This is a genomic window from Photobacterium sp. HL06 (assembly GCF_059552575.1).
In genome coordinates this window covers 2,067,244-2,092,961 of the sequence record NZ_CM183915.1, presented here as the reverse complement: position 1 = coordinate 2,092,961, position 25,718 = coordinate 2,067,244, and the positions used below count along the sequence as shown (strand labels likewise).

Below are 25,718 nucleotides of genomic sequence, written 5' to 3'. Positions count from 1 at the left end.
AACAGCTCCTTCCTTAACCTCTAATTGTTGCCTTGAATTAACTTAAGCCCTCAATGACCCACGTCGGAACAGAATCAGGTAGTCCGTCATTTTTTTATTTCTATTGATTGCCAAAGTGCATACAACTTAAAGACTGACTCTGATGTAAATGAAGTAATAAAAAACTCCTTTATTAATTACTGCTCTTTATATTATTTCCACAGATTGAATAATCAATGAATATTCTTTCAAAGAAAATAAAAAACCAAAAATAGAGCAAACAATCAAAAAAGTGACACCTTACACACATTAATAATAAAAAATAACTCTTAAATCAAAAGAAGATGAATATCACAGTTAGATAAAAAATAATGATGATAATAGCCAGAAAATAACCAATAACCAATAACCAATAACCAATAACCAATAACCAATAACCAATAACCAATATTATTAAGAGGTATGATCATGAAAAATGGAATATTTTGCTACTCCGCATTAGTGATAGCACTTACTCTCGCAGGTTGTAATAGTGATAACAACAATACAAATATTGATAACGAAAGCACTAATGGAAAAGTTGATAACGATAACGCTGGCGAACAGATTGATTATGGTGCTAAAGCTATGGGTTACTTGGTCGAAATTGCCGACGAAACTCAGGGTATAGGAGCTCGTGAAGCAAGTACACAACAAGAAATTGAAACAGGTATGTGGATATACGATAAGCTAACAGGGTTTGGTTACGATGTGACAGTTCAGCCTTTTAGCTATAGCAAAAAAGTGGATAACGTTGATACCACATTTTTTTCTAACAATTATATTATTGAAAAGAAAGGTGCACAGGATAAAACGATTGTACTTTCCGCGCACTATGACTCCACAGGATCAGACCATGGCTCTTTAGGCGCGACAGACAATGGCGCAGGTCTTGCTGCCGCAATTGCAATTGCTGAAAAACTCCAACTAACCGATCTGCCATATAATGTCCGTATATTATTCCCTGGTGCCGAAGAGAATGGCCTGAACGGCTCATTGCATTATGTCAAAAATGCACTTATCGACGACGAGCTAGATAACGTTATCGCTATGATTAACTATGACACTGTTGGAGGCGGAGATATCGTTTATGTTCATGCTGCCCATTCTGACTATGCAGAGTATAAATCGTATTGTGAATCTCTAAGGCTCAACGAATCCAATTACAATAAAGAGACAAAAATCCGGGATGCCATGTTACAAGCTTCTATCGATGTAAATGGTGAGGATGATAAATATATTATCCATCCAGCACTTGAAGGTTATCCAGAAGGAGAGACAGGCTCATGGTCTGATCACGCTGGTTTTGCTTGTGCTGGAATACCTATTGCTTATGTAGAAGCAACTAACTTTAATATTAACGGTAAGTATGGATACGATGGTTACTCGCAAACCACTAATCCGGAAATGTGGGATTGTTATAATTCTGATACCAAGACAGCTTGTGACCGAGCAACGGAAACTAAGTGGGGTAAAATTTGGCATACTGAATTTGACAAGTTGGATAAGCTAGAGGAAGCGTTCCCTGGCCGTGTAACAAAACAAGTGAGCGATAACGTAAATATCGTTATTGAGTTATTGACCAACGGCAAGTACATCAATATTCAGTAATAAAGGCCCATGCATAGCGCCATTCTACTTATTATTACAGAGTGGCGCTTGTAGTAGAAAAGACTCCGTACCAATTTATTTAAATAATCTCGCTCGACAATTTGTCGTAGTTCTGGTTAAACCTACCAATCAACTTCTTCATCTCCCATTAATCTTTATCCAACGACACTTACTTCTAATCACCAAGAGGGCTTAAGACTTCAGTGGCTGCGTAAAGCCACATAAAAGCGGCATTATGCCGCCTTTACATTTTAGCAAGATACTCAACAGGCCATTTCTTTCTCAAGACTTAAAATTGGAGTTGCCCCTTTAGGAGCTTTTGCTTCAAGAGATGCCGGTTTACCACGGAAAACTGTCTGCTTTTTACACTTAGGGCAAGTTATCTCGTAGTCAGTTAATATATCCACTATACCATCTTTGTACGCTGGAATATTTCTTTTGCACTCTTCACACTTTATTTTAAGAACAGAGTAAGTCATCTTTATATCTCCCTTTGAAGATATGAGTTCAGAACACTTAATTACACGATCAAGGCTCGTATGCCTTTGAGATCACACTATCATAAACCATGTTAACATGATGATTTATTAGTATTTATTTTTGAATTTACAAAAAAACAATTTGCAAATTGTTTCGCTGATCACAAATTGCATATCCAGCCATAATACACTGCCTTGTACCGCTAAGAGTGTTAAGTGCACAAATAGCCCCATTTTGACCGCCCCAGACCTCCTCAAAATCACGCCCTAAAATGATGAAATATCGATGTGCTGTTGCTCTCCATGGAAGAGCAGTTAAGTTCGATTAGTACCAGAGGAATTCTGAGGCTTATTGATGAGCTGCCGGAAGATACGCAAAGAGCGCTAATTGCATTGATTGTGGCACTCCGGAGCAGTTCTTAGTGGTGGCCATTTTGGTAAGTCTCGAATTCAATTCACCCAACTATCTCCATCTTTGGGGCTTCGTCACATCTTACCCCGCATCAAACTTCGTTTTTCGAACTAAACTAGCATCAAGGTTACATGTTAATTTCAGTAGTTTGATATTGAGTACTGAACGTTAGTCTCAGATGTTTGGTTAAAGGGAGATAATTAAATGATGCTAGAGACGTCTCGCCTTCAAGTTCGTAAGTTTAAATCAGCTGATTATGAAGCAGTGCTTGAGTATATGACAGATGGCGTAGCCACCTTTTACTTAGGTGGCGGCCAACTCTCAACTGACCAAGTCGTTCACTTTATAGCGAACAATTCAGGGGATAAAGCTAAAGCATTCCCAGTGATAGACAAGTCCTGCCAAACATTAATTGGCCACGTTGAGTTTTATCCTTGGTTTGGCAATCATACCTATGAAGTTGGCTGGATCATCAACCCAAGGTTCCAGGGCCAAGGCTATGGTTATGAGGCCGCTAACGCGATACTCAATTATGGATTTACCCAACTAAAGCTTCACCGAGTAGTCGCTACTTGCCAGCCAGAGAATCTACCGTCGTATCGCTTAATGAGAAAGTTAGGTATGGTGAGAGAAGGTCATTTCCGACAATGTTTTCCTAGGGATAACGGTGTGTGGTGGGATGAGTATTTCTTTTCAATGCTAAAGTCAGATCATGCCAGTTTAGCTAGGTAACCTAATACAGCTACGTCAAGGAGTTCAAGAATGATGTCGTTTAACGAATCCATGAGCGAATACAAGAAACAGCTTGGAAGTGGCGTTATACAGACAGTGATATATAGTCCATTAAGTTGATTTCATACTAAAATTGACATTTGTCACATCAAAGATGTGACATGACACATTTCCCAACCCAAACTCGCTGAAATAAAATCATGTTTTGTAACCACTCTATGGTACTAAGGAAAATTTATGAAACCTAAAATCATCGAGCTAAATGAGCTTCAGGTTACTGGCGTTCAAGTAATAGCCTCCCCTCAATCAGGCGAGTTTGGAAGAACTTGGCCTAAGCTATTTGAGCGTTGTCATGAAATTGATACCACAAGCGGCCAAAAGGTTTCTTATGGGGTTCAATCTTATGACAGAGAGCTTATGCAAAAAGGCATATGGAAATACACTGCCGGAGTTGAAAGTAAAACAGGCATCATTACCCCAAACGGCATGGAAACACTCTATCTTCCAAAGTCTAAGTACGCTGTATTCGAATATCACGGGGCTATTGGCCCTAAGTTGGGAGAAACCTTTGGTTATATATACCGAGAGTGGCTACCCAATTCTGAATATATCGCAGCGGGACCGTTTGATTTTGAGAAGTATGATGAAAGATTTAAGGGCCCAGAAAGTCCAGAATCCATTTTGGAGATCTATGTACCAATCATAGAAAAATAGGTATAAGTAGGCCTTCAAGAGCGACGCAATACTACTGCTTAAGCATTGCGTTACTGCCCCACCAACCGTTCATCATTACACCAAAGATAGCCAATTCCCCAACCAAACTCCCCTAACCCATTGACAGAACACTACAGCATAACCCATGCAACTGCCTAAAAGCTTCAGGCTGATCTACTAAAAAACAACCACCGAAAGCAAAGTAATAATATTTATACCACCCGTAAAGCCAGCACTGTGAGCCACTATATGATGCAATTGCAGGAAGTCTTCGAGTTCGCCATGCGAGCTGGTTATTTTGACACCAATCCCTTTCGCTATATAAAGCCATTGAAAAAGAACAAACAGAACCTGATCCATTAGAGGTGGATGAGTTTACTCGCTTGATTCGTCACGCACTTCCCCAGGAGATCAACCTATAGACTATAGCGTTGTATACAGGTCTTCGTCATGATGAACTATGTGCGCTAGCTTGGGAAGATATAGACTTAGAATAAGGAACCATTCACGTATGTCGAAGTGTTACTCCGCAACATGTCTATAAAGAGCCCAAGACAAGAGCAGGCCCCCGTTCGATTTCGCTCTTAGCCCCGGCTATTGAAGTGTTAAGAGCACAATAGTCATCAGTAGTATGTATCCACAGAGAGAATTTTTGGTTAACCTATCTGAAATCAATCAGGAGCGCTGTGGGAGCCGCCGCAGTAACGCTTATCAAACCTGCCCCATTTAAATATATAACTAAAATAAATATAACAACTTCAAGAGGATGCAATGTTAGGAACACTGAGTAAAATGAAATCTACCCTAGGTGAAGTGGTCGAGTACCAACTTCCTGTCGGCGATGATTTGGTGCCTTTAAACCCTTTGATTGGCAAGGTGCTGAAGCTAACTCACACCGGCAATATCTTTTGTGATGCCTGCGGAAAGAAAACAAAGAAAAGTTACTCCCAGGGACATTGCTACCCATGCATGAAAAAGCTGGCCCGCTGCGACATGTGTATCATGAAACCAGAGACTTGCCACTATGCAAAAGGGACGTGTCGAGAGCCTGAATGGGGTGATACGCATTGTATGGTGCCCCACTATGTCTATCTATCAAATACATCAGGCTTAAAAGTTGGTATCACCCGCCATACCCAGCTACCAACTCGTTGGATAGATCAAGGGGCAACACAGGCGCTGGCAATACTAAAAGTAAAGACACGGCAATTATCTGGGCTGGTTGAAATAGCCCTTGCCGAGATGGTGGCTGATAAAACAAACTGGCGTGCAATGCTAAAAGGCGCTAATGAAGACATTGACCTGAGAGCAGAAGCGGAGCGTTTACTGCCTGCTATCGAATCACGGATCAATGAACTATTAGCGCTCTACGGGGAGGATGCCGTCGAACGGCTCGATGAGGAGCTGGTAAATATCCAGTATCCAGTCACCCAGTACCCGACAAAAATTAGCCCACACAACTTTGATAAAGAGCCTGTCGTTGAAGGAACATTGCTCGGTATTAAGGGCCAATACCTGATCTTCGATACCGGGGTGATCAATATCCGCAAATTCACCAGTTATGAAATAACGGTCGAAACACTGTAGTTATATTCTTCAAGTTAATGAATTGAAAAGTCGATATTACCTAATGCCGTTCACTTAAGGTGAGCGGCATTTTTATTTCTAGCATATCGTTGTGGCCTTGATTTCCAGTAGTTGATGACATCGAGAGCTTGAGAAACGCGCATAAAAAATCCGAGTGTATGAATAGACTCGGATTCTGACAACCTAAAAGGATCGTTCAACTGATCATTTCTGTCTTAACTGATCGGCATTACTCTTCAGAGGCTGTTTTGCAATTCACTAAGACCATTATTTCACTAGGCTGATCAATGATTTCCCAAGCAGCCACTCAAGCTCTTTCTCACTACCTTCACCAAAACGTTCCTTACACATTGCATACAGGCGTTCAATACCATGCTTGGCAAACTCATTCGTAATTTCAGCTGCTGCAATATGGTGGAATAGCAAACGCAGAGTCGCACGGAATTTTTCATTATCAAGCGCAGCCAGCCAGCTACTCACAAACCCATCAAGACCGTTATCTAGATCAAGCATCTCAACGAACAGGCGAAAAATACGACCGTCTAACGCATTAGCAAAATCTTGTTTTTTGGGAAAGTGATGGCTAATACCAGTTCGTGAAATTCCCGTCTGTTTGCTCAGGGTGGTGTATGACATTTTGTCATAACCCAGTGTTAGGATCTGATCAACAACGGCATCCATGATCTTCTGGATGGTAATCTCTGTATCTTCTTTACTACGCTTTGGCATAATGAGTTGACTCTATATTTTTTATTACATCAACAAAAATCCCACCGGACAGCTTTCCGATGACATGTTGTAACGGTTCTGATTTTTGATTTGCTAGCAGTATTACAAAATGCTATCCCGTTAACTAGTATTCTTGCTGATTTTTTTTACTTTTCAAACCTTAATAGATAAAACCCAGGCTAAAATACGGGAAATGTCGAAAATCGTCACAAATTCAGCCCACTAGCTACATGCCATCATTTTCTCAGTCACTACGATGCATAAGTAATAACAATTTATCATCAACGCTCAAATCCTCTCGAAACTTACCAATAGTGAAACAAAAACAATATGTTACGCTAAGACATGTTGCCCTCCATACTTTCGAGCGCAAAAAAATCATACACATGTTTAAATTTTGTGCTTAAATTTCTTCAAGATAGAAGCTTTTATTTGACAATTTGCCGTCTATTTTCATACTTAATTACAGGAGTTTAATGAAAAATAGGCACTTGACGGACCAGTTGAGAAACATTTATCTTAACAAGACAATAACATTAACAAGGACGAGACTATGACTTTACCTCTGCCCACGGATCGCTTAAGGGAAACACTCATGACGCAGCCTCTACCTAATGAAATGATATTAAAGTGGGCAGAAGAGCGCCCGGACGAGGTTTACCTTCGCCAGATTATTGACCGGAAATTCGTTGACTTTACCTATGCGCAGGTTGCGGATAAAGCATTACGTTTGGTCAGTGCGCTGCGCAGTATGGGAATTAAGCCGGGAGATCGTGTCGCGTTAATGTCAAAAAACTGTGCAGAATGGTTTATTACCGATTTAGCACTAATGTTGGGTAGCTATATCAGTGTCCCCATCTTCCCGACAGCAGGTGCTGAAACTGTCGAGCACTGCATCACCCACAGTGAGTCCAAAGCACTTCTCATCGGTAAACTTGATGACGACAAAGCAATCAACTCAGTGCTAGCCGATCATCCTAACCTACCAACGATTTCTTTCTCATACCCAAGTGCTCCCCCTTGCAAATTTGAATTTGATACCCTTGTTGCTGACAGCAAACCTTCCGAGGAGCGTCCCAAGCACAACCCAGAAGACTTGATGTCTATCGTATACACTTCAGGGACTTCAGGGTTGCCTAAAGGTGCCATGCTGACCTACGGTGCTTTTGCTTGGTCTGCCCAGCGGATCATCGACCATATCGGCATGGAAGATGGCGAAAGGCTGTTTTCATACTTGCCATTGGCCCACATCACCGAACGAGTATACATTTTAGGCTCTTCCGTACTGGCAGGTATGCAGGTTGCCTTCCCTGAGTCGCTTGATACGTTTATTGATGATGTAAAAATGCACCAGCCGACCCTGTTTATCTCTGTTCCACGTCTTTGGACCCTGTTCCAGCAACGCATTCTTGAAAAACTGCCGCAAGCCAAGCTGAATATACTGCTTAAAATCCCGTTTATTTCGGGGGTTATCAAACGCAAGCTGGCTAAGGGACTCGGTTTGGATAAATCGCGAATGCTAGGCTGTGGCTCAGCACCGGTTTCACCTGCCCTACTACGTTGGTATGAGAATATAGGCCTGAATATCACCGAAGCATGGGGAATGACAGAGTCTTTCGCCTACAGTACCATCAACCACCCTTTCCGAAGCGATAAAATCGGCACGGTGGGCAATGCAGGTCCCGGTGTTGAAATCAAAATTGCAGATGATGAGGAGATTCTGGTACGCGGTGCCGGTATGTTCGCCGGTTACTACAAAAATGAAGAAGCCAGCAAGGCATCGTTTGACGAGGAAGGCTGGCTGCATACCGGTGATATCGGCTCCATTGATGACGAGGGCTACCTTTCAATTCAAGGCCGTAAAAACGATACGTTCAAAACAGCCAAAGGTAAATTCGTTGCCCCGGTACCGATTGAAAAACGCCTGTTTGAGCTCAGTAATATTGAGATGATGTGTGTTGTCGGCTCCGGTATGCCAGCACCTATTCTGCTTGCGGTTCCGCATGAATTCCCGGACTTCGATCCTGCACGTTATGAGCGTAAAGCCCATCAAGTCATTGAGACTATCAATCAAGAGCTAGAATCTCACGCCAAGATCAAAGGGGTACTCATGATAAAAGAACCATGGAGTATCGAGAACGGCATTCTTACACCAACGCTGAAAATCAAACGTCATCTACTTGAGAAGAAATACCATGATGTGGGTGCGCACTGGCCAAAAGACAAATTGGTACAGTGGGAAGAGTAATACTCTTAAGTTACTTTCTAGCTATCAGCCAAGTTAACACTTACTAACCTAAACCGCCTGGACTCACAGGCGGTTTTCTCTTATTCACACTCACTCTCTTCATAAGTAATGATTGAGACAATCGCACCACCAGGGTCTGAAATCGCACACATACGCCCTACACCGGGAACATCCATTGGCGGATACACCGCTTTGCCACCCGCCGACTCGGCTTGAGCTAACGTCGCATCGACATCATCAACAGTAATATAGGTTCCCCAATAATTAGGCATTTCACCACACTCTTGCGGTTTGGCCATAATGCCGCCTACCGGATCTCCTCCTGCTTTCAATACATGATAAACCCCTTCCGGCATCTGCATCGCCTCCACTTCCCAACCTATCACATCAGTATAAAATGCAATGGCTTTCTCAGGCTCATCAGTAACGAGTTCAGACCAGCTAAACGCACCATGCTACTTAAATAGGTTATTCACTCTCTGCTCCTTCTTCTGTCAACATAGGCTTCTGTACCGTTAACAGTAGTTGATATCATCGCCTTTCTTTGTTTTAGAGCATCTCTTTCAACCACTTTTCTTTAGGTATCACTACAACTTGAATTCATGTATCACCTGTAGCATCCTGCTTCTTAATCGAAAAAACGCATAGATAAGTAGGCAATGGTAACAGCAAACCTGCAGCAGGCTCTTAGTGCCTATAACAGCCCGAACCGATCGTGTTACCCGCTTAATGGTGAGTTTGTGACAAACTTAGAAGCGGTTGAATATTATCTCGCTGAAGCCACATCACAGATACCGACCCATTTAGGCTTGCCAATGACCATTGCCAATATGCAGACGTTCCGGGGTGAGATTGTAAAGGCGTTGGATGGTTTTCATCATTGCTTAGGTACGGCCCGAACTGAAACAGAAAAATGCCAAGTACTTACCTATTTGATTGTTTGGTATCAGTATGCCGGAAATGACCAGCAAGTTAGATATTACCTGAATCGACTGCACCAGCTTAATCACCAATATGCTGCTACTGTAAAGAGCCTGCTAACAACTCTCTTGACGATATTGGCACAGCCGATTTGCAACTTACCTCCAGCCATTGGAGCAAACAGACTACATGAACCCCATGCCATTATAACCCTCGGCTACGTACTCAATGACGACGGTTCTATGGCCCCTCCTCTGCTTCAACGGCTTGAACTCACCCTACAGCTTTCAAAGACGTTCCCCGAGAGCCTGATAATTGTTACCGGCGGCCTTGCCAAGCAGGGAAAGACAGAATCACAGCAGATGAAATACTGGTTAATTGAACGAGGCATAGCACCAAACAAGATTATTGAAGAAAATCAGGCTACTAATACCATCGACAACGCAAAGTTAAGCTTGGATCTGCTCCGGCAACAGCGAATTCAAATAGCAACGCTTGTCAGCGCATCTATTCATGTCCACCGTTCACAAATCCTGTTTGAAACATTACAACAAAGGGCAGATACCCCTCCTATTTTATTCAACCATTGTGCGGTTGATGACGGCTTGTCTGCTGACAGCTTTCCAGCAGGGCAAACCACAAAAAATTGCTACATTGATGCTCTCAGAGGCTTTGGATTACCTGCATTCAACTGTGAGCCGTTTGTGCAGGTATAGTTATTGATACTAACGTATCAACGAATCTAAAAATGCCAATCAGTGATATACCGGAATACAGGTTAATCAATTATCATTATTTTTTTCATTGAGTCCTTAATAATTATTGAGGATCATCGTTTAAATGTGGAAATAATAAAGTAGTAATTATTTTTCTCTTAATATCATCTCCTATAATGAAAATAACGCTATTACTCCTAACGCTGATACATTAATAACCTAGGGTATGGATAAGCACACTTGTGAGTTGCAGTGATTATTTTTTTATCTTCCTGTTAAGGCCTTGCTATGAAACACCTTTTGGCTATCACGGATTGGATCAAACAGCGGATCATTGGCTGTAGCACAAAAGCTCCCTTACTGACCGTCCTTGGTTTTATGGGCTGCGGTATTATTTTCTGGGGAGGCTTTAACTGGAGTATGGAATTAACAAACACGGAACGTTTTTGTATTTCATGCCATGAGATGCGTGATAACGTTTACGCCGAATACCAAAACTCGATTCATTTCGCCAACGGAAGCGGAGTTCGGGCAACCTGTCCCGACTGTCATGTTCCAAAAGAGTGGCCCAGCAAAATGTTACGAAAAATTGGCGCCTCCAACGAACTGATGCATAAAGTGCTTGGTTCGATTGATACCCGCGAGAAGTTTCTCAACAAACGGCTTGAGCTCGCCCAACACGTCTGGAGTACCATGGAGGCGAATGATTCACTTGAATGTCGCAACTGTCATCAGTTTACATTTATGGACACTCCCCGCAACAAGATGGGTGTCAGACAAGCACACAAAAAGGCTAAACAGGAGAAAATCACCTGTATAACCTGTCATAAAGGGATTGCTCATCAACTGCCAGAGGCATTTCTCGATAGCGAGCATGCACGTTTTGAGAAGGATAATATACCTTGCAGCAATTGCCATGCTGGGCTGGGGTATGAAGATAGGTAACAGCAAAAATATTTGTCCCCCTTCAAATTCTCCTGCCGTCATTATTACTTCCTCCCTTTCTATTTGGATTAATATTGATCCAAATCAATTTCATCGGCATGTTATTGAATATTTATGCGATCGTGTTGTTTTTTTGTTACTAAACTGATCACAACCTGCTTCGTGGCGACATGAATTCTTAAGCACAAAATGAAGGATTCATTTTGCAGTTTCAAATAACAATAATCTCAATGAGGGGGAATTCATGGGAAGGATCAGGCCGCTTTCCAGACTACTACTCACCGCCGCTTTCAGTTTTTCTTATAGTGCTGTCAGCAATGCTGCAGATGACAATTTGATTTCCGAAGGCGAAACCCTTTACAAGCAAAATTGTGTTTTTTGTCACCAACCAGATGCGATAGGCAAACCCGGATTTGCCCCATCACTGACCAATCCAGAATTCTTATCTATTTCCTCGGATAAATTCCTGATGAGCACTCTCCGTGACGGCCGTGCAGGCACGGCAATGGCGCCGTATGCACACCTTGGGCGGAATGGGATCAAGTCGATTGTTGCCTACTTGCGCAGCCATGCAACATTGCCGGATCGTTCTGCAGACGTCGACATGCAAAGAGATGCCCAAGGCGATCCGCGCAAAGGAGAGTTATGGTTTAACAACATTTGTGCAACCTGTCATGGCGTCAAAGGGGATGGTTACCTGGCGGGTGGCTCAGGTACGGCGGTTGGTAAACAAGGTTTTTTAAGTAAAGCCAGCGATGGCTTTATTCGAGAGACCATAAAACAAGGGCGTTCCAATACCCGTATGTTGCCATTTCAAGGGCCTGAAGCCCTGGCTAACCTGAGTGATCAAGAGATCGACGACATTATTAGCTATATGCGTACACTTAATTAGTAAAGGGGATCAATACGATGAAACGGAATAAAGTATCCCGTCGCAGCTTTCTCAAAGGCAGTGGCTTTATCGCCAGCACGGCCGCCGGAGCCGGTCTATTTGTTGCCAGCAACCCAGAACTGGAAGCTGCACCCACTTCTGCAGGCACCACGCGCACCACAGCGCTAGCACAATGCCCATACTGCGGCGTAGGCTGCGGTACTATCATTCAGGCCGAAAATGGCAAAATTGTCTCAATGCGCCCCGATAAAGATCACCCTACCAACTATGGCCTGCAGTGTATCAAGGGACTGACGGCTGCCGAGCCAATGTACGTCGATCGGATGGAAGGCGACCCCTATGTACGCAAAGATGTTTGGGAGGAGTGGAACAAACCCGATCATGGTGATATTGAATACATCAGTAAAACCAAAGACTCTTTTGACGAGGAACATTTTGTTCGTGTGCCTTATCAGCAGGCCTCGGAGATGGTTGCCCACAAAGTTGCTCACTTTGCCAAAAAGTATTCCGGTAACTCCATTGCCCTCTATGGCTCTGGCCAGCTCACCATGGAAGGGCAATATCTCGAAAACTTATTTATGAAAGGGGTACTGGGCTCTAACACCATTGAGGCCAATGCGCGTATGTGCATGACTTCAGCTGTGACGGGTTACTTTGCCACTTTGGGTTCTGACACCCCACCATTGGCCTATGATGATATCGAACTGGCCGACATGGTCATGCATTTTGGCCATAATGCCAGAGAGTCCCACCCGATCATTTTCTGGCGGATAGCGGATCACAAAAAGAAAAATGATATTCCGACAGTTGTTGTCGATCCCCGTTTAACTGGCACCAGCAAAGGGTACGCAGATATCAATGATAAGAACCACGTTCATGTTCCTATCTTGAACGGTGATATCAGCTTCCTCAATGCCATTGCTCACGTGCTACTCAAAGATCACCAAGATGTGATTGACTGGGACTTCTTAAAAGCCCATGCCTCCGGCTGGATGGAATATGTGGATGGTGTACTTGCCGACTATAGCCCTGAACAAGTACAAGATCGCATGGGGGGCAAAAACCACGATGTCTCACCAGAAAAAATCCGCCATGTTGCAAAGATGTTTGCCGATGCTACCCGCAAGCGCTTGGCGCGTAGCAAGGGTAAACAGGATGGTGAAGGGTATGGTGGCGTTATTATCATGTGGGGGATCGGCTATAACCAACATGTCCACGGCCAGTATAATGTCATTTCCATCATTAACCTGCTCACCCTGACCGGTAACCTGGCCAAACCGGGGTGTGGTCCTTTCTCAATGACAGGTCAGCCCAACGCAATGGGCGAACGTTTTACCGGCGGCCTCACCGGGCGTTTGCCGTTTAACGAAGGGATTAACAACCTCAAACACCGTGCCCACATGGCTAAGATGTGGCGTGTACCAGAGAAAAACCTCGATAATGCCGCCAGCTCAGAAAACCCGGGCTACGCCGTGGGTATGATGGAGCGGGCACTGAAAGGTGATGTAAAAGCGATGTTCTTGGTCTATGCCACCCATATTGATTTACCGGATCTGTACAATCTCGTCCGCCCGGCTTTGAAAAAAACCTTTAATGTGGTGCAGGAAATCTACCGCCATGCACCTAACAATCTCTATGCCGATGTTATTTTTCCTGCTTCTACCTGGGGGGAGGTACAAGGGGTTTACATCAGCTCAGAGCGGCGTATCAACGTTGTTGGTAAAGCTGCGCAAGGACCAAAGGGATGCCGTCCCGATATGGACATGGTAATAGACAAAGGTAAGGAGATCGCTCACCTGCTCGGTTTGGATGGCGATAAGATCTTCCCTTACAAGCGAGCAGCAGATGGTGAGTATGATGCGGAAGAGGTGTTCCGTGATGTATGTCGTGCCTCTGCGGGAACTGATGCCGACCTTAGCGGTATTTTAGAACGTGAGAAACTTGACGGTATCAGCCCTTATGACCAACTCAATCAGTTGCGTGGTATCCAATGGCCGGCCCCGAGCTATGAATCGGCCAAGAATGGGGGGACACAGCGTCGTTATATGATGCAGGAAGGACAGTGGGAAACTCGCCCTTACGGTTACTTCCGTACCAAAGACGGCAAAGTTCATATGAAGCTGTGCAAACAGGACTATAGCCAGCGTAGAGAAATCACCCAAAAGCTAATGGAATTCGGGGTTAAGAAAGATCACTTCACCATTGATAACCTGGATCTGATCACCCAGGCAAGAGACATGGCCTTAACCCCTGATCTGCCAGATGAGGAGTTTTTAGGGATCCCATGGGATAAGGTCCCAAAAGACAAATATCCCTATTGGATGGGACTGGGCGTAGTGTATGAACACTTCCATACCGCCAAATCCAACCGCAGCCCGACTACCCGCCGTCTGGTACCTGAGATGTATGTCGAAATCCATGCCGATGATGCCAAAGATCTTGGTATTAAAGATGGCGAATGGGTTCGGGTGGTTACTCGGCGCGGCTCTTTAGAAGCCCGAGCACAAGTGGGAGGAGCTGGCAGCCTGGTAAAACCAGCACGCAACAGTGTGCCTCGTGGCTATATGTTCGGTCCTTGGAACCTCTCGGTTGCCGACAGTGCCGATCCAAAGAAAAACAAGTGGCTGGCCAATGGGATCAGTAGTCGCTGTTGGGATCCGGTTTCCGGGCAAGTAGATTTTAAAAAGCTCGCCTGTCGGATTGAGAAAATCTCGTGAGTATCATTATGAAGGTTTGTAGTCGGCACTCGTTGCGGTGATAAGAAACTGGGAGGCAAAGGATAATTGCCTCCCACACCGCTTGTTTTACAGGCTGCCTGGCTAATCATTCTCGTCTACACAGTGTGACGCCCCATACAGGGAGGGGGAAAGATTGAAACGCAGAGTGTTTGTGAAACAGCTTTCTCTGTTATTGGCGGCGGGGACCTTATTTAAGGCTTCGCTTGCCAAGGCAGTGTATAAAGTACAACAACTACGGCAGCGCTATCTGCGCCCGCCCGGCGCCCTTGATGAAGCTGAATTTATCAGCCGTTGTATCCGCTGTAACCAATGTGCAGAGATCTGCCCGAATAACTGCATCAAATTTTTTGGCTCAGAAAACGGGATAGATTCACTTGGCACCCCTTATATCACACCACGAGAAAAGGCGTGCATACTTTGCATGAAATGTGGTGATGCCTGCCCCACAGGGGCTATCCAGCCTGTTAAGCGAGAGCTAGAACCCATTATCAGTCAAGTCAACATGGGAATAGCACGGGTTAATGAGCAGCTGTGCCTCTCATTTCAAGGCAAAACCTGTGGCGTGTGTTATCGCGCCTGTCCATTGCCGGATGTCGCGATTAAGATCGGGCGACTCGAACAACCCCATGTCACCGATGCGTGTGTCGGTTGTGGCTTATGTGAGCGAAGCTGCATCCAGATCCCGCAGGCGATCCGGATCATACCGGCTCACACCTTAAGCAGAGGGAGGGATGCATAATGGCTCAAACCTCCAAACCTAAGCCAACAGAGCAAGCACCTAAGTCAATAAGACGAGCAAAGCCAGATGGAAAGAGTGCTGATAGGCAACTCTCCTTTATGTTGCGGCATCTCAACAAATTACGTTGGCTCAGCTTAAGCGTGGTATTTTTGATGTTGATACTGCTACCACTGCTAAGTATCTACCAAAATTATGTTGCAGCTCATGCCTATACCCATCTCACAACTTCAGAAAAGCTGCTCTATAACGTCATGGAGACACTCACATCCCCTTTTACCACAAACCCTGAACATGATCTCGATATCATCAAAGGAACGACCTGGTCAGGGCAGCTTTTTGGTCTCAAACTCAGTGATCCGTTAGCTGTAATAAATCAGGTTGCTGCCGGACTGGAGATTTATTGGCCCTTTGTGTTGACCGCACTGATCCCTGTTTTGTTTACCCTTTTATTTGGGCGGTTTTTCTGTGGCTGGATCTGCCCTGCGACTTTAATCTACGAGTTAAACAGTAACTTAGGAGTCTGGTTGGAAAAATTGGGACTGAGGATCAGCCACCGCCGCTTCGACAAGCGCTTCAAATACGGTGTGCTGGCAGTAGGGCTAATTTTATCTATGATGAGCGGTACTGTGCTGATGGCCAGTATTTATCCCCCCGCGGTGATTGGCCGGGAACTCTATTTCAGCATTGCCTTGGGGGGCTTTGGTGGCGGTACGGTGTTTTTTGTCATTACACTGCTATTTGACCTGTTGGTCGCCAAACGGGGCTTCTGCCGTTATGTATGCCCTGGGGGGGCTCTCTATTCACTGCTGGGGCGATACCGGCTGTTTCGCATTCAACGTGTGGTGGAAAACTGCAACGACTGCGGCAAATGTAATGCCGTGTGCGAATTTGATCTCAACCCCATGCGGGATGACTTTGGCCAGGAGTGCAATAACTGTAGTGCCTGTATTGCCACCTGTCCCAAAGAGGCCATGACCTTTGCTATCACCATCCAAGATCAGCCGGATCAAGGTGTTGGCCACCACAGTCGCCACTACCGTAAAACCCATCACGATACGAATACCCCTGATAGGGATGGTGAGTCATGAACAGGCGATCTTTTATTTACCGGATCAGCCGGGCGGTGGCCCTGTTGGTCTTGGCGGCACTTCCCTATGGCCTGAGCCGGCTATTGGTTCCCGGAAACACTCAGGCAGCGCTAACACGTGACCCGCGTATTAACCACCATAAGCTACGCCCGCCAGGAGCCCTTGAGGACGAGGAAGACTTCCTCGCCGCCTGTATCGGCTGTGGCTTATGCGGCGAAGTCTGTCCACCAGCTTGTATCCAGTTTTATCACCGTGACGGAGGAGATAGCGCCAATACACCTTATATTTTACCACCCGATAAGAGCTGTATTTTATGTGGCAAATGTATGGATATGTGCCCTACCCCTGCCCTGACGGTCACCTCTCCTCAAGCAGTGACAATGGGAGTCGCCCAAATTGATCGCCTTGCCTGCTACCCCTGGATCGACCGGGGAGTCTGTGGCGCTTGCGCCTCAATTTGCCCGCTTGGGGAACGTGCTATCAGTTTCGAATTTGCCAATATGTACCGTCCGGTGATTAATTCCGGCTGTGTGGGGTGTGGGCTTTGTGTCGAGATATGCCCTCATCCCAGCCTGCCCATTCGGATCATAGCCCAATCATCAACAACTGTTTCGCACACGGGGTAACTATGGGATTAAATAATATTATCAAGATCGGCTTGGTGTGTTTCAGCCTGTTGTTCTGTATTGTTGGCCATGCACATCATGTATTGGGGCGTCCTTCCTACAGCCTCAATGAAGACTCCAACACCCCACCCAGCATGGCGGTAGAAACACAACTCGGAGATTATTTTATTACCTACATGGTATTTCCGGCTTTCCCGCGTCCAAATGAGCCTGGACGTGTAAACCTTTACGCCACCCGAATTGATGACGGTACAACATTCGATGGAAAAATGGCTTTTTCAGTTCGGAATGACAGTTGGTTTGGTAACAATGACGAGGCCGAATCTCTGGGAGTACAGCAAATTGATGATGGTGTTTACCGCCAAGGATTCACTTTTCGCCAGAAGGGAAGCTATATCATTCGAGCCTCGTTTGAGGCAAATGGCGAGCCGTATGAAATCGATTTTCCGCTCCAAGTTGGAAACGTTTCTCCCATCGGCCCCATCGGGGCTACGGTCGGTCTTCTGTTCATGCTACTAGTCGGCATCAATTTGCTGCAGCGCAAACGTATTGCCCGATCAAAAATACAGCGAGGACAGTAATATGGTGATGTTGCACCCCGGTATGCCAGCAGAATGGGCACTGTTTATTGGCCTGTGTATGCTTGTTCTCACTGTCTGGGCCTTGAACACGGCTCCACCTGGCAACATTCATTCCTCAGCCTTGACGCTGCAAAAACTGCCTGTAATTGGCTCGCTGTTCCGATGGTTGCTGGCTTCCACATGGCCTTTGCTCGTGCTTAAGCTGATCTTGGTTGGCCTGTTTGTCCTGGTTATTATTGCCGGGTTGTGGGGGACACCGCTCGCTGAACGCAATATTGCCACCACCCTGACCTGGAACCTGTGGTGGGCCGGAATAGTCGTCGCAATTTTGTTTACAGGATCGGCCTGGTGCGCGGTTTGCCCCTGGGATACGCTCGCAAGTTGGCTGGTTAACCACAAGTTATGGCGTCGTTCAAACTCCAGTACCCGCCTGCAACTACGTGTTCCCAAGTTATTGCGGAGCCTATGGCCCGCTACGCTGCTATTTATTGGTTTAACCTGGCTAGAGTTGGGGTTGGGTATTGTGTCCAGCCCTTATGCAACGGCTCTGCTGGCATTACTGATGGTGGTGCTGGCGACCTTTGCCTTAGCACTCTATGAAGGGAAAGCATTCTGCCGCTATATCTGCCCAGTGGGGCGTACCGTAGGAGTCTATTCACAGCTGGCACCCATCGCACTGCGATCTGTCGATAAAGAGACTTGTAAAAACTGTAAGACTTTAGACTGTTTTAACGGAACGGAACTTATCGCACCTTGCCCAACAGGACTGATAATGGGGCGGTTGCAAGAAAATACCTACTGTACATCGTGTGGAAATTGTACCCAAAGTTGCTCTAAACAGAATATTGGCTGGCAGTTACGATCCCCCAGTACGGAAGCCATTCAAGATGCCCGGCCGCATATCGACGAAGCCTATTTTATGCTGGTGCTGTTGGCACTAACCAGTTTTCATGGCCTGACTATGCTGCCCGACTGGGAGTTACTAATGACCCGGCTGGCCCAACAAATTAACGACAGTGGGCAGCTATTGAGTAGCTTCAGCATTGGCTTAACCGCCTGTTTACTGGTTCCGATAGCGCTTTATGCGCTAGTCATTAGGCTCACCCTGACATTGCTCAACATGGAGAAAACCACACATAACCTGAAAAAACTGTTTTCCGGTTTTGCTTTTTCCTGCCTGCCACTGGCCTTTGCTTATCATTTGGCACATAACCTTAACCATCTGCTTCGCGAAGGCAGCAACTGGTCACAGCTGTTTGCCAACCCTCTCGGTATCGATACCCTGCCGCTGAGCATGCTGGAAAAACACCAGCGCCATATGGATATGCTGGTTTCACCGCAAATACTGTATACCCTACAAGCGCTACTACTGGCTGGTGGCTTTTTGTTGGCGGTTCAGGTGATCCGCCACCGTGGTTACCGTTTATTTGCAGCCAGCGGCAAACAATTATTACCTTTGCTGGTATTTGCCGGAGCGGTGACAACGTTGAATGTTTGGCTGATTGGGCAACCAATGATAATGAGAATGTAACTATACCCAAGCAACCCAGTCATTCTCGGTGAAACAAGCATCTTGAAGTCGTTTGGGTATATAACTTTTCAATACTAAGAGCAGGTCAAAATATGGATCGGCGTAATTTTTTCAAATATGGCTTAAGCAAACTAAGTGAAGTCGGAGTGGGAGCATTGGAGCACCGGGCTGAACAAAAAGCCCGCTATTGGATAAGGCCCCCTTTTGCTAAACACGAGCTGGATTTTCTGCTTGAATGCACACGCTGCAATGCCTGCATAGAAGCCTGCCCTTCTGAGGTTATTTTTCCTCTGCCGATCTCTCGAGGCCCGGAAGTTGCCGCCACCCCGGCTCTGGATTTACTCAATAAAGGCTGTCAGCTTTGTAGTGACTGGCCATGTGTAACGGCCTGTGAGGCGGGAGCATTAACATTTATCTCCGAACCTGCTACTAGTTTGACTGAACAAGACGATCCCGCCCTCTCTGAAAAAGAACCAGAGCCACACACTGAAATAATATGTCTTCCCGCATCGCATGAATGCCCCCCTATGGCCGAGGTAAGCATCAACCCCGAATACTGTATTCCCTATGCGGGGCCAGAATGTGGCGCTTGCAGGGGAAGCTGCCCTATCCCCGATGCGCTGCGATGGCAGGGAGAAAAACCAGTGATTAACAAGGAAGCCTGCGTGGGGTGCGGTTTGTGTCGAGAGGCGTGTATTACCGAGCCAAAAGCCATTAATATTTCCTCATGCGCAGCAACCGCTGTGCAACCCAATGAAACTCAGGTGAAGCGGCATTAATTTTTCCGGCCATCACATCACTGAAAAAATGACCGACAGTCGTCTCAACCATGTTCAGATAAACCTCGTTCCCCGTAATCTCATAGGCCATGATCAGCGCTTTGGCCATAATGCCGTTATCATCGAAATTTTTGTCGTTAAGGAGCCGTTCTCCTTGCCGATAGGCTTCACGATTGGAGCCTATTCCTGAAAAGAAACCGCCTGCTTGGGGATCATAGAGTTTCCCACTGGCAAATTTTAAGACTCGCTCCGCCGCCGTGAGGTATCGTTTCTTCTTTGTCGCTTCATAGGTCTGCAATAGTGCACTAGCAATCCATGCATTGTCAGCCAGTTGCCCATTTATTTGCCCTGTTTTTTTCTTGGCATCAAAGTAGCTGTAGCTTCCATCTATAGTGATCATCTTTGCCACCAAGAAATCTGCACCTTTAGTTGCACTGGCAAGGTAACGTCTGTCCTCCAGAGTTTGCCAGGCCTTGAACAGAGCAATAATCGTTCTGGCGCTGGCAACCGTATAGCTGGTTTGATCTATCGGCGGAGGAGAAACCTTTGCTCTTTCTTTTGCCGTCAGGTGATAGTACACCGCATCGGCCCCCTGATTGCCTAAAAAGCGCCCGTCTTCCTCGCTGTAAAGATTCTTTAAGAGGTAATCCAAGGACCTTTGAGCGGCATTCTGGTAGCGCTTGTGCCCGTATTGCACCGAAGCCTGCAGCAACAGCTCAATCAGCTGGGCATTTTCAAACAGCATTTTCTCAAAGTGTGGAACCGTCCAGTTACGGCGGGTCGCATAACGAAAAAAACCGCCTTCGATGCGATCATAAATTCCCACAAGCTTATTCTGTAACTGAAGATCCTCTACCTTTGACAGAAGAACTGTCTGTTGTTCCCGTAGTGCCAGCAGTTGATCAAAGGAAGGACGTTTCGACTCCGTAACAGTTTGTGTGAGCCCTAACATGGCATCCAGGGTTATCTGCAGTGGCTCTCGCCATTTTTCATCGCCCTCATCTTCAAGCTTCATAAGCTCCAGTAACAGATCAGCAAACGGCTCTTTTTGCGCCATACCATAACCACCAAAGGTTTTGTCAAAACCGTGAAACATAATATTCTCAAAGCTATTAACATAGAACTTAATGAGTTCCCTAGTGGGCTGTATAACAGGTTTTATCGGTGCCTTTTCTTCTGACCTGTGAGTGGGTTGGTACTCTTTGGCTATGTATTCAAGCGTCAGTTGTAAATTAGTGAGCAAGGTATCTTTAGCAATAACACCAGGTACTGACACCAGATGCTCGCCATTTGGCGCTAAGATAGTGGTGACCGGAATGCCCACGGCAGAATAAGTTCGGGCAATGTCCTTTCTCTTGTCGTAGTCAACAAAAACAGGGACAAAGTGCTTGTTAAGCGTATCAGCAACTGCCTTGGTATTGAGCGTTTCCTCATAGATGTGACAGCTATAACACCATACCGCCGAAATCAACACAAAAATCGGCTTGTTTTCCTTCCGGGCTTTGGAGAACGTCGTATCGGAGTACTCACTCCATTGGATAAGGGAAGTATGATGCGTATAGGCTAGTGCACCTTGTGAGAGCAACAAGGTTGCCACCAACAATAAGATACTTAATGTTCCCCTCATCACTCTATCCCTTTCAGTAGCAGTATAGATAAACGACAATGTGAGTTGATTGCTCATAATGAATCACATGCGTTTTGCCCTGTACTTAGTATTCTCTTACATCCACTGCCTTATAACCCACCCCATAAACCGAGTGTATTGGGTTGGCCTCTTCACATACTCCCTGAATCTTCTTGCGGATGTTTTTCACATGTGTGTCTATATTACGATCCGACACCTTTGAGGTGTCCTTGTATACCGCGTTCATGATTTCATCCCGGCTATAAACGCGTTCTACATGGGTTAATAATAATTCCAGAATTTTAAATTCGATAGGCGTGAGATCGATAAGCTCCCCTCTCAGGGTGACCTTGTATTTATCCGGCGCCAATTCAAAGCCGGAAAACGTGACCGTATTGTCAGCCTGGTGATCGAAACGTCTCAGTACCGCCTTTATCCTAGCCAATACTTCTCTTGGGCTAAAAGGTTTACAGATATAGTCATCGGCACCAAATTCTAAACCACACAACTTATCGATTTCTTCCCCTTTGGCGGTAACCATGATAATAGGAACCTGTGAGAACAACCTGATTTGTTTACAGATGGTGAGACCACCCACTCCGGGTAACATTAAATCAAGCAATATAAAGTCGGTGGCATAGTCTTTGACATAATCAACCACACCATGGCCACTGTTCATCAGTGTGACTTCGTAACCTTCTCTTTTACAATAAGCGACCAGCACCTCGGCGATGCTAGCTTCATCTTCAACAATTAATATTTTTTTCTTACCCATGTTTGTTCTCATTTGGTTATTGAAGAATAAACGTTATTTTCATGCGCAACCCTCCCAGAGGCGAGTCTTCCGCGATGATACGACCTTGATGCGCTTCCACTATTTGTTTACACAGTGACAGCCCCAAGCCAGAACCCCCATGTTCGCGGCTACGAGACTGCTCCACTCGGTAGAAACGCTCAAACAGTTTTGCCTGACACTCGCTGGAGACACCAGGAGCAGAGTCCTGAATGATTAATTCCAATTGTTTGTTTTGAACGCTGCCCTGCACTTGAATAAGGCCGCCGTCATGCGTATAGCGACAGGTATTTTCTAACAGGTTTGAAAACAACTGTTGTAACCTGTCTTTGTCTGCAAGCATTTGGCATTGCAAACCGTCAAGGGCCTGGGAGTCACAGGACAAAGAATGGCTTTCAAATTTTGGCTGAAAGCTTTCCACCACTTGTTTGAGTAAGCTAACGGGGTTCAAGAGCGCTTTTTTATAGGTGAGAGCCCCTGCATCAGAGCTGGACAGTTGGTAAAGATCATCCACTATGTGGCTGAGGTTGTTAATTTCATTGATGAACATTTGTACGCGCTTGTCATCGGCTTCAAAAAGGCCATCCTGTATAGCCATCAGTTGCGATTTCAATACCGTTAATGGAGTACGTAATTCATGGGAAGTATCCGACATCCATTGAAAACGGTTTTTCTGGTTTTTTTCCAGCACGTGGGCCAGATTATTAATATTGTCAGAAAGTGTACCCAGCTCATCTTGGCTAACTTTGTTGATACGGGCTTTATAATCGCCTTTAATCAGCTTGTTCGTGCCGGCGATAACTTTATTGATAGGAACGCTGAGGTGCCTTGATAACAATAGCGCCATCACAAACGCAAATGCTAATGCCGCTGCTGTAATCAAGTAGAAAGTTTGATACTGCTTGGCTAAAAATTCACTGGCCGGACTGTCCTTAATCGCATTGGAAGGGACTAGCCCCAGCCAGCCAATAATCTCCCCTTGGATTGTTATCGGCAGGGTTGTCGGATTCTCACTTAAATAGCGCTTACCCACTATGACCTGCTTATCTGCATCGTAGAGACTGAGACGTCTGCCTATTTTTAGGAAGTCATCTGGTTTTTCTTGCCTGCGATTCTCGTTTTGGTCAAAACGTGGCGGCTGATTATCTCTAGGAGGTCTACGCGGCGGTGGCGCTCTGTGGGTTGGCCTTGGATCCACAATATCACGCCAGACCTGTACGTCTTCTCTAATTTTTTGCCAACTTTTGTCTTGTTGGTAAAGAGCAGTGAGGGCACGCTGAGATTCCTGAATCTGCTTATTTTCAGCCTCATACACAAACTCGTTGAAGTCGGATGACAAGCTGCTCGCAATCATGCTCACCAACAAAACCACGATGACAAGGCTGGTAATAAAGAAGGCCAAGAAAAATTTATGCAGCAGCTTCAAGCTTGTTAATCCTATTTAGGGGAGATATGAATAAGCAACGATTGTACAATTTATCATATAACCTTTTTGCTTTGGAAATGGCGCTGTACCTGTGCTGATACCACAGCCTATTAGGGTCGAGGTTACCAAATAGCCTAACGATAAAGTGAGTTTAGGATGTATGGTCATACTTTCATCTAGCTTGTAATTATTGATTTCAGAGAAAGTATATTTGGCAAATGTAGGCAAAAAATGAAGATTGTTGATGTTGTTACATCTTTGTTACTCTAACTTGACGCAGATATTTTTCGGAAAGTGTGAAGATCATGAAAAGGCCAGCACCACGCTGGTCATCGTGCTTTAATTATCGAGCAACCAATTAATTATTGCTCTGCCAATGTGTTAACTACTCGAGCCAAAATAGAGCTCCCTTTCACTTTTAACTTATCAATGTCTCCTCTCGCGGCGGCCCATATGCTTACCCGCAGCAGTATCTTCGGCCTGACTCTCTTTGATTAGTTCACGCTCCATCTGCGCCACACTCGCTAATATTGATAAGACACCTTCCTGCTCAGCTGACATTTGACCATCAAACCACATCCCTTCCTTGTGAAACTGTACACTAACACCTTTTACCGTCATGGCCTCTACAATCTTCACGGCATCACTAACACCAGAACGACACACCCGATCCAAGGAGTGAATGTGTAGAACATCCCCATTTTGGCAATAGTCTAGGCAAGCCTGAAGCTCCGGTCTCTCCACCGTCTTAGCTGAAAGCTTTTCCTCAAAAACTTTATCAAGATGAATATCTGCCAACTGACGATCAGAATACAGCTCTACCATAGAAAACCTGATATACCCAATATCCCGTGCGCTCATAGTCTTCCCCTCCCTGACTGTCTTAAAACCTTTTAGCACTTTGAATATTAGATGCCTCAAAATATTAAGACAAACCTTTTGACACGCAACACAATACAATCACAAAAAGTATACTTACGAGAAACGGAACAAAATAGCTTTACAACGTCTTGAATGATGTGCGGAACAGCCGAAGGAGAACAAGAAGGTAGCTGGCGCAAAAAATTGAGGTTTGGACATGAAGCAACAAACAGAGGCAAAAGGGGGCATGGGCATGTACACGCGCAAAGCCCCCCTCCCACCACCATGAATCACTCCTCCGAAATGTCACCGATTTTAGAATTCAGAAAAGGACAGAAATGAGTTAGTTACTCGTAATCAGACGCGTAAGTTTCTTCGTAAGTGTGCGAATAAAGTTCGAATAGGTTGCCGAACGGGTCTTCTAGGTAAACCATTTTCGCAGGCTTGCTGTCATCTTCTGGGTGGTAACGCATGATGTCCATACGCACTTTACCGCCGAACTCTTCTGTTCGTTTGATTGCACCTTCAAAGTCGTCTGTTTGTAGACAGAAGTGGAAGATACCAAGGCGAGAGAAGTCTACTTCGTGACGCTCTGCGCGTTCTTTCATTTCAAACAATTCAACGCCAATGCCATCGGTTGTTACTAGGTGAGCAATGTTGAATCCTTTAAAGCCTTCGCCAAATACCGCAATACACATTCTACCGATTGCAGTCTCACGCTCTTCAACTACTTTAGTGTTGTTCATGACGATTTTTAGGCCAAGCGCTTTGGTGTAAAACTTAACCGCTTTATCCATGTCGCCTACCATGATGCCTATGTGATTCATTTTCATAATTCTTCTCCAAACTCTGATGATCGGTTGGTGGTTCGTTTCGTTGCGGAGAGTATATGGAGTAATACGCATTATATAAAATTATCAAATAT

23 protein-coding genes are annotated in these 25,718 nt (G+C 45.3%); 15 read left to right on the top strand and 8 right to left on the bottom strand.

All coding sequences use genetic code 11. From position 1 onward, the window contains the following. Positions 1-447 precede the first annotated feature (447 nt). A complete protein-coding gene (locus tag AC51G0_RS27190; protein WP_496302684.1) occupies positions 448-1,629 on the top strand; it encodes a M28 family metallopeptidase in 1,182 nt (393 codons plus the stop codon). A 263-nt stretch (positions 1,630-1,892) separates the two neighbouring features. Here AC51G0_RS27190 and AC51G0_RS27185 read toward each other — a convergent pair whose 3' ends face one another. Next, positions 1,893-2,108: a hypothetical protein gene (locus tag AC51G0_RS27185; protein ID WP_496302683.1), complete on the bottom strand. Its 216-nt coding sequence runs from the start codon at positions 2,106-2,108 to the stop codon at positions 1,893-1,895. Between the two features lie 616 nt (positions 2,109-2,724). Between AC51G0_RS27185 and AC51G0_RS27180 the strand changes: the two genes are divergently transcribed. The 3 genes from AC51G0_RS27180 (at position 2,725) to AC51G0_RS27170 (ending at position 5,553) form a co-directional block, all read left to right on the top strand. Next, positions 2,725-3,252 carry a GNAT family N-acetyltransferase gene (locus tag AC51G0_RS27180; protein ID WP_496302681.1) on the top strand — a complete coding sequence of 176 codons (528 nt, stop codon included), beginning with the start codon at positions 2,725-2,727 and terminating at the stop codon, positions 3,250-3,252. A 237-nt stretch (positions 3,253-3,489) separates the two neighbouring features. Further along, positions 3,490-3,966, top strand: a complete 477-nt coding sequence (locus tag AC51G0_RS27175) for a GyrI-like domain-containing protein (protein ID WP_496302680.1) — start codon at positions 3,490-3,492, stop codon at positions 3,964-3,966. Between the two features lie 771 nt (positions 3,967-4,737). Further along, positions 4,738-5,553 (top strand): DUF2797 domain-containing protein, encoded by an 816-nt coding sequence (locus AC51G0_RS27170; RefSeq protein WP_496302679.1) that lies wholly within the window; start codon positions 4,738-4,740, stop codon positions 5,551-5,553. A gap of 267 nt (positions 5,554-5,820) precedes the next feature. On the opposite strand, the gene AC51G0_RS27165 is transcribed toward AC51G0_RS27170, so the two are convergent. Next, positions 5,821-6,282, bottom strand: coding sequence for a TetR/AcrR family transcriptional regulator (locus AC51G0_RS27165; protein WP_496302678.1), 462 nt, complete (start codon positions 6,280-6,282; stop codon positions 5,821-5,823). A gap of 619 nt (positions 6,283-6,901) precedes the next feature. Here AC51G0_RS27165 and AC51G0_RS27160 point away from each other — a divergent pair. Beyond that, positions 6,902-8,530: an AMP-binding protein gene (locus AC51G0_RS27160; protein WP_496304225.1), complete on the top strand. Its 1,629-nt coding sequence runs from the start codon at positions 6,902-6,904 to the stop codon at positions 8,528-8,530. Between the two features lie 80 nt (positions 8,531-8,610). Here the strand turns inward: AC51G0_RS27160 and AC51G0_RS27155 are convergent, their stop codons facing one another. After that, the gene (locus AC51G0_RS27155; protein ID WP_496304224.1) at positions 8,611-8,934 is read right to left on the bottom strand and encodes a VOC family protein; all 324 of its coding nucleotides are present in this window, start codon (positions 8,932-8,934) and stop codon (positions 8,611-8,613) included. Positions 8,935-9,189: 255 nt separating this feature from the next. Between AC51G0_RS27155 and AC51G0_RS27150 the strand changes: the two genes are divergently transcribed. From AC51G0_RS27150 to AC51G0_RS27105, 10 genes are all read left to right on the top strand, one after another. After that, positions 9,190-10,167: a YdcF family protein gene (locus AC51G0_RS27150; RefSeq protein ID WP_496302677.1), complete on the top strand. Its 978-nt coding sequence runs from the start codon at positions 9,190-9,192 to the stop codon at positions 10,165-10,167. 288 nt (positions 10,168-10,455) lie between these two features. Next, complete coding sequence (locus tag AC51G0_RS27145; RefSeq protein ID WP_496302676.1) at positions 10,456-11,112, top strand: NapC/NirT family cytochrome c; 657 nt, start codon at positions 10,456-10,458, stop codon at positions 11,110-11,112. Positions 11,113-11,356: 244 nt separating this feature from the next. Then, positions 11,357-12,004, top strand: coding sequence for a c-type cytochrome (locus tag AC51G0_RS27140; protein WP_496302675.1), 648 nt, complete (start codon positions 11,357-11,359; stop codon positions 12,002-12,004). 17 nt (positions 12,005-12,021) lie between these two features. After that, entirely contained in the window at positions 12,022-14,721 is a 2,700-nt protein-coding gene (locus tag AC51G0_RS27135; RefSeq protein WP_496302674.1) for a molybdopterin-dependent oxidoreductase, read from the top strand. A 172-nt stretch (positions 14,722-14,893) separates the two neighbouring features. After that, complete coding sequence (locus AC51G0_RS27130) at positions 14,894-15,481, top strand: 4Fe-4S dicluster domain-containing protein (protein ID WP_496302673.1); 588 nt, start codon at positions 14,894-14,896, stop codon at positions 15,479-15,481. Positions 15,482-15,633: 152 nt separating this feature from the next. Next, complete coding sequence (locus AC51G0_RS27125; RefSeq protein WP_496302672.1) at positions 15,634-16,569, top strand: 4Fe-4S binding protein; 936 nt, start codon at positions 15,634-15,636, stop codon at positions 16,567-16,569. Then, positions 16,566-17,195, top strand: a complete 630-nt coding sequence (locus tag AC51G0_RS27120) for a 4Fe-4S dicluster domain-containing protein (RefSeq protein ID WP_496302671.1) — start codon at positions 16,566-16,568, stop codon at positions 17,193-17,195. Before AC51G0_RS27125 ends, AC51G0_RS27120 begins: the two co-directional genes overlap by 4 nt. Before the next feature lie 2 nt (positions 17,196-17,197). Beyond that, complete coding sequence (locus AC51G0_RS27115; RefSeq protein WP_496302670.1) at positions 17,198-17,776, top strand: hypothetical protein; 579 nt, start codon at positions 17,198-17,200, stop codon at positions 17,774-17,776. 1 nt (position 17,777) lies between these two features. Next, positions 17,778-19,307, top strand: a complete 1,530-nt coding sequence (locus AC51G0_RS27110) for a 4Fe-4S binding protein (protein WP_496302669.1) — start codon at positions 17,778-17,780, stop codon at positions 19,305-19,307. A gap of 92 nt (positions 19,308-19,399) precedes the next feature. Continuing rightward, positions 19,400-20,086 (top strand): 4Fe-4S dicluster domain-containing protein, encoded by a 687-nt coding sequence (locus AC51G0_RS27105; RefSeq protein WP_496302668.1) that lies wholly within the window; start codon positions 19,400-19,402, stop codon positions 20,084-20,086. On the opposite strand, the gene AC51G0_RS27100 is transcribed toward AC51G0_RS27105, so the two are convergent. From AC51G0_RS27100 to AC51G0_RS27080, 5 genes are all read right to left on the bottom strand, one after another. After that, entirely contained in the window at positions 20,022-21,770 is a 1,749-nt protein-coding gene (locus tag AC51G0_RS27100) for a DUF255 domain-containing protein (RefSeq protein WP_496302667.1), read from the bottom strand. The genes AC51G0_RS27105 and AC51G0_RS27100 overlap by 65 nt on opposite strands. A gap of 28 nt (positions 21,771-21,798) precedes the next feature. Next, positions 21,799-22,488, bottom strand: a complete 690-nt coding sequence (locus AC51G0_RS27095) for a response regulator (RefSeq protein WP_496302666.1) — start codon at positions 22,486-22,488, stop codon at positions 21,799-21,801. Positions 22,489-22,504: 16 nt separating this feature from the next. Beyond that, positions 22,505-23,932: an ATP-binding protein gene (locus AC51G0_RS27090; RefSeq protein ID WP_496302665.1), complete on the bottom strand. Its 1,428-nt coding sequence runs from the start codon at positions 23,930-23,932 to the stop codon at positions 22,505-22,507. A 426-nt stretch (positions 23,933-24,358) separates the two neighbouring features. Then, entirely contained in the window at positions 24,359-24,793 is a 435-nt protein-coding gene (locus AC51G0_RS27085) for a recombinase family protein (RefSeq protein ID WP_496302664.1), read from the bottom strand. 347 nt (positions 24,794-25,140) lie between these two features. Then, a complete protein-coding gene (locus AC51G0_RS27080) occupies positions 25,141-25,626 on the bottom strand; it encodes a VOC family protein (RefSeq protein ID WP_496302663.1) in 486 nt (161 codons plus the stop codon). Between the last annotated feature and the right edge of the window lie 92 nt (positions 25,627-25,718).

Bases quoted from the DNA above. Each gene is read 5' to 3' on its own strand.
- AC51G0_RS27145 (WP_496302676.1), top strand. From the start codon at position 10,456: ATGAAACACCTTTTGGCTATCACGGATTGGATCAAACAGCGGATCATT.
- AC51G0_RS27085 (WP_496302664.1), bottom strand. From the start codon at position 24,793: ATGAGCGCACGGGATATTGGGTATATCAGGTTTTCTATGGTAGAGCTG.
- AC51G0_RS27135 (WP_496302674.1), top strand. From the start codon at position 12,022: ATGAAACGGAATAAAGTATCCCGTCGCAGCTTTCTCAAAGGCAGTGGC.
- AC51G0_RS27080 (WP_496302663.1), bottom strand. From the start codon at position 25,626: ATGAAAATGAATCACATAGGCATCATGGTAGGCGACATGGATAAAGCG.
- AC51G0_RS27150 (WP_496302677.1), top strand. From the start codon at position 9,190: ATGGTAACAGCAAACCTGCAGCAGGCTCTTAGTGCCTATAACAGCCCG.
- AC51G0_RS27175 (WP_496302680.1), top strand. From the start codon at position 3,490: ATGAAACCTAAAATCATCGAGCTAAATGAGCTTCAGGTTACTGGCGTT.
- AC51G0_RS27190 (WP_496302684.1), top strand. From the start codon at position 448: ATGAAAAATGGAATATTTTGCTACTCCGCATTAGTGATAGCACTTACT.
- AC51G0_RS27115 (WP_496302670.1), top strand. From the start codon at position 17,198: ATGGGATTAAATAATATTATCAAGATCGGCTTGGTGTGTTTCAGCCTG.
- AC51G0_RS27120 (WP_496302671.1), top strand. From the start codon at position 16,566: ATGAACAGGCGATCTTTTATTTACCGGATCAGCCGGGCGGTGGCCCTG.
- AC51G0_RS27100 (WP_496302667.1), bottom strand. From the start codon at position 21,770: ATGAGCAATCAACTCACATTGTCGTTTATCTATACTGCTACTGAAAGG.
- AC51G0_RS27170 (WP_496302679.1), top strand. From the start codon at position 4,738: ATGTTAGGAACACTGAGTAAAATGAAATCTACCCTAGGTGAAGTGGTC.
- AC51G0_RS27140 (WP_496302675.1), top strand. From the start codon at position 11,357: ATGGGAAGGATCAGGCCGCTTTCCAGACTACTACTCACCGCCGCTTTC.
- AC51G0_RS27095 (WP_496302666.1), bottom strand. From the start codon at position 22,488: ATGGGTAAGAAAAAAATATTAATTGTTGAAGATGAAGCTAGCATCGCC.
- AC51G0_RS27125 (WP_496302672.1), top strand. From the start codon at position 15,634: ATGTTGATACTGCTACCACTGCTAAGTATCTACCAAAATTATGTTGCA.
- AC51G0_RS27105 (WP_496302668.1), top strand. From the start codon at position 19,400: ATGGATCGGCGTAATTTTTTCAAATATGGCTTAAGCAAACTAAGTGAA.
- AC51G0_RS27160 (WP_496304225.1), top strand. From the start codon at position 6,902: ATGATATTAAAGTGGGCAGAAGAGCGCCCGGACGAGGTTTACCTTCGC.
- AC51G0_RS27165 (WP_496302678.1), bottom strand. From the start codon at position 6,282: ATGCCAAAGCGTAGTAAAGAAGATACAGAGATTACCATCCAGAAGATC.
- AC51G0_RS27110 (WP_496302669.1), top strand. From the start codon at position 17,778: ATGGTGATGTTGCACCCCGGTATGCCAGCAGAATGGGCACTGTTTATT.
- AC51G0_RS27185 (WP_496302683.1), bottom strand. From the start codon at position 2,108: ATGACTTACTCTGTTCTTAAAATAAAGTGTGAAGAGTGCAAAAGAAAT.
- AC51G0_RS27180 (WP_496302681.1), top strand. From the start codon at position 2,725: ATGATGCTAGAGACGTCTCGCCTTCAAGTTCGTAAGTTTAAATCAGCT.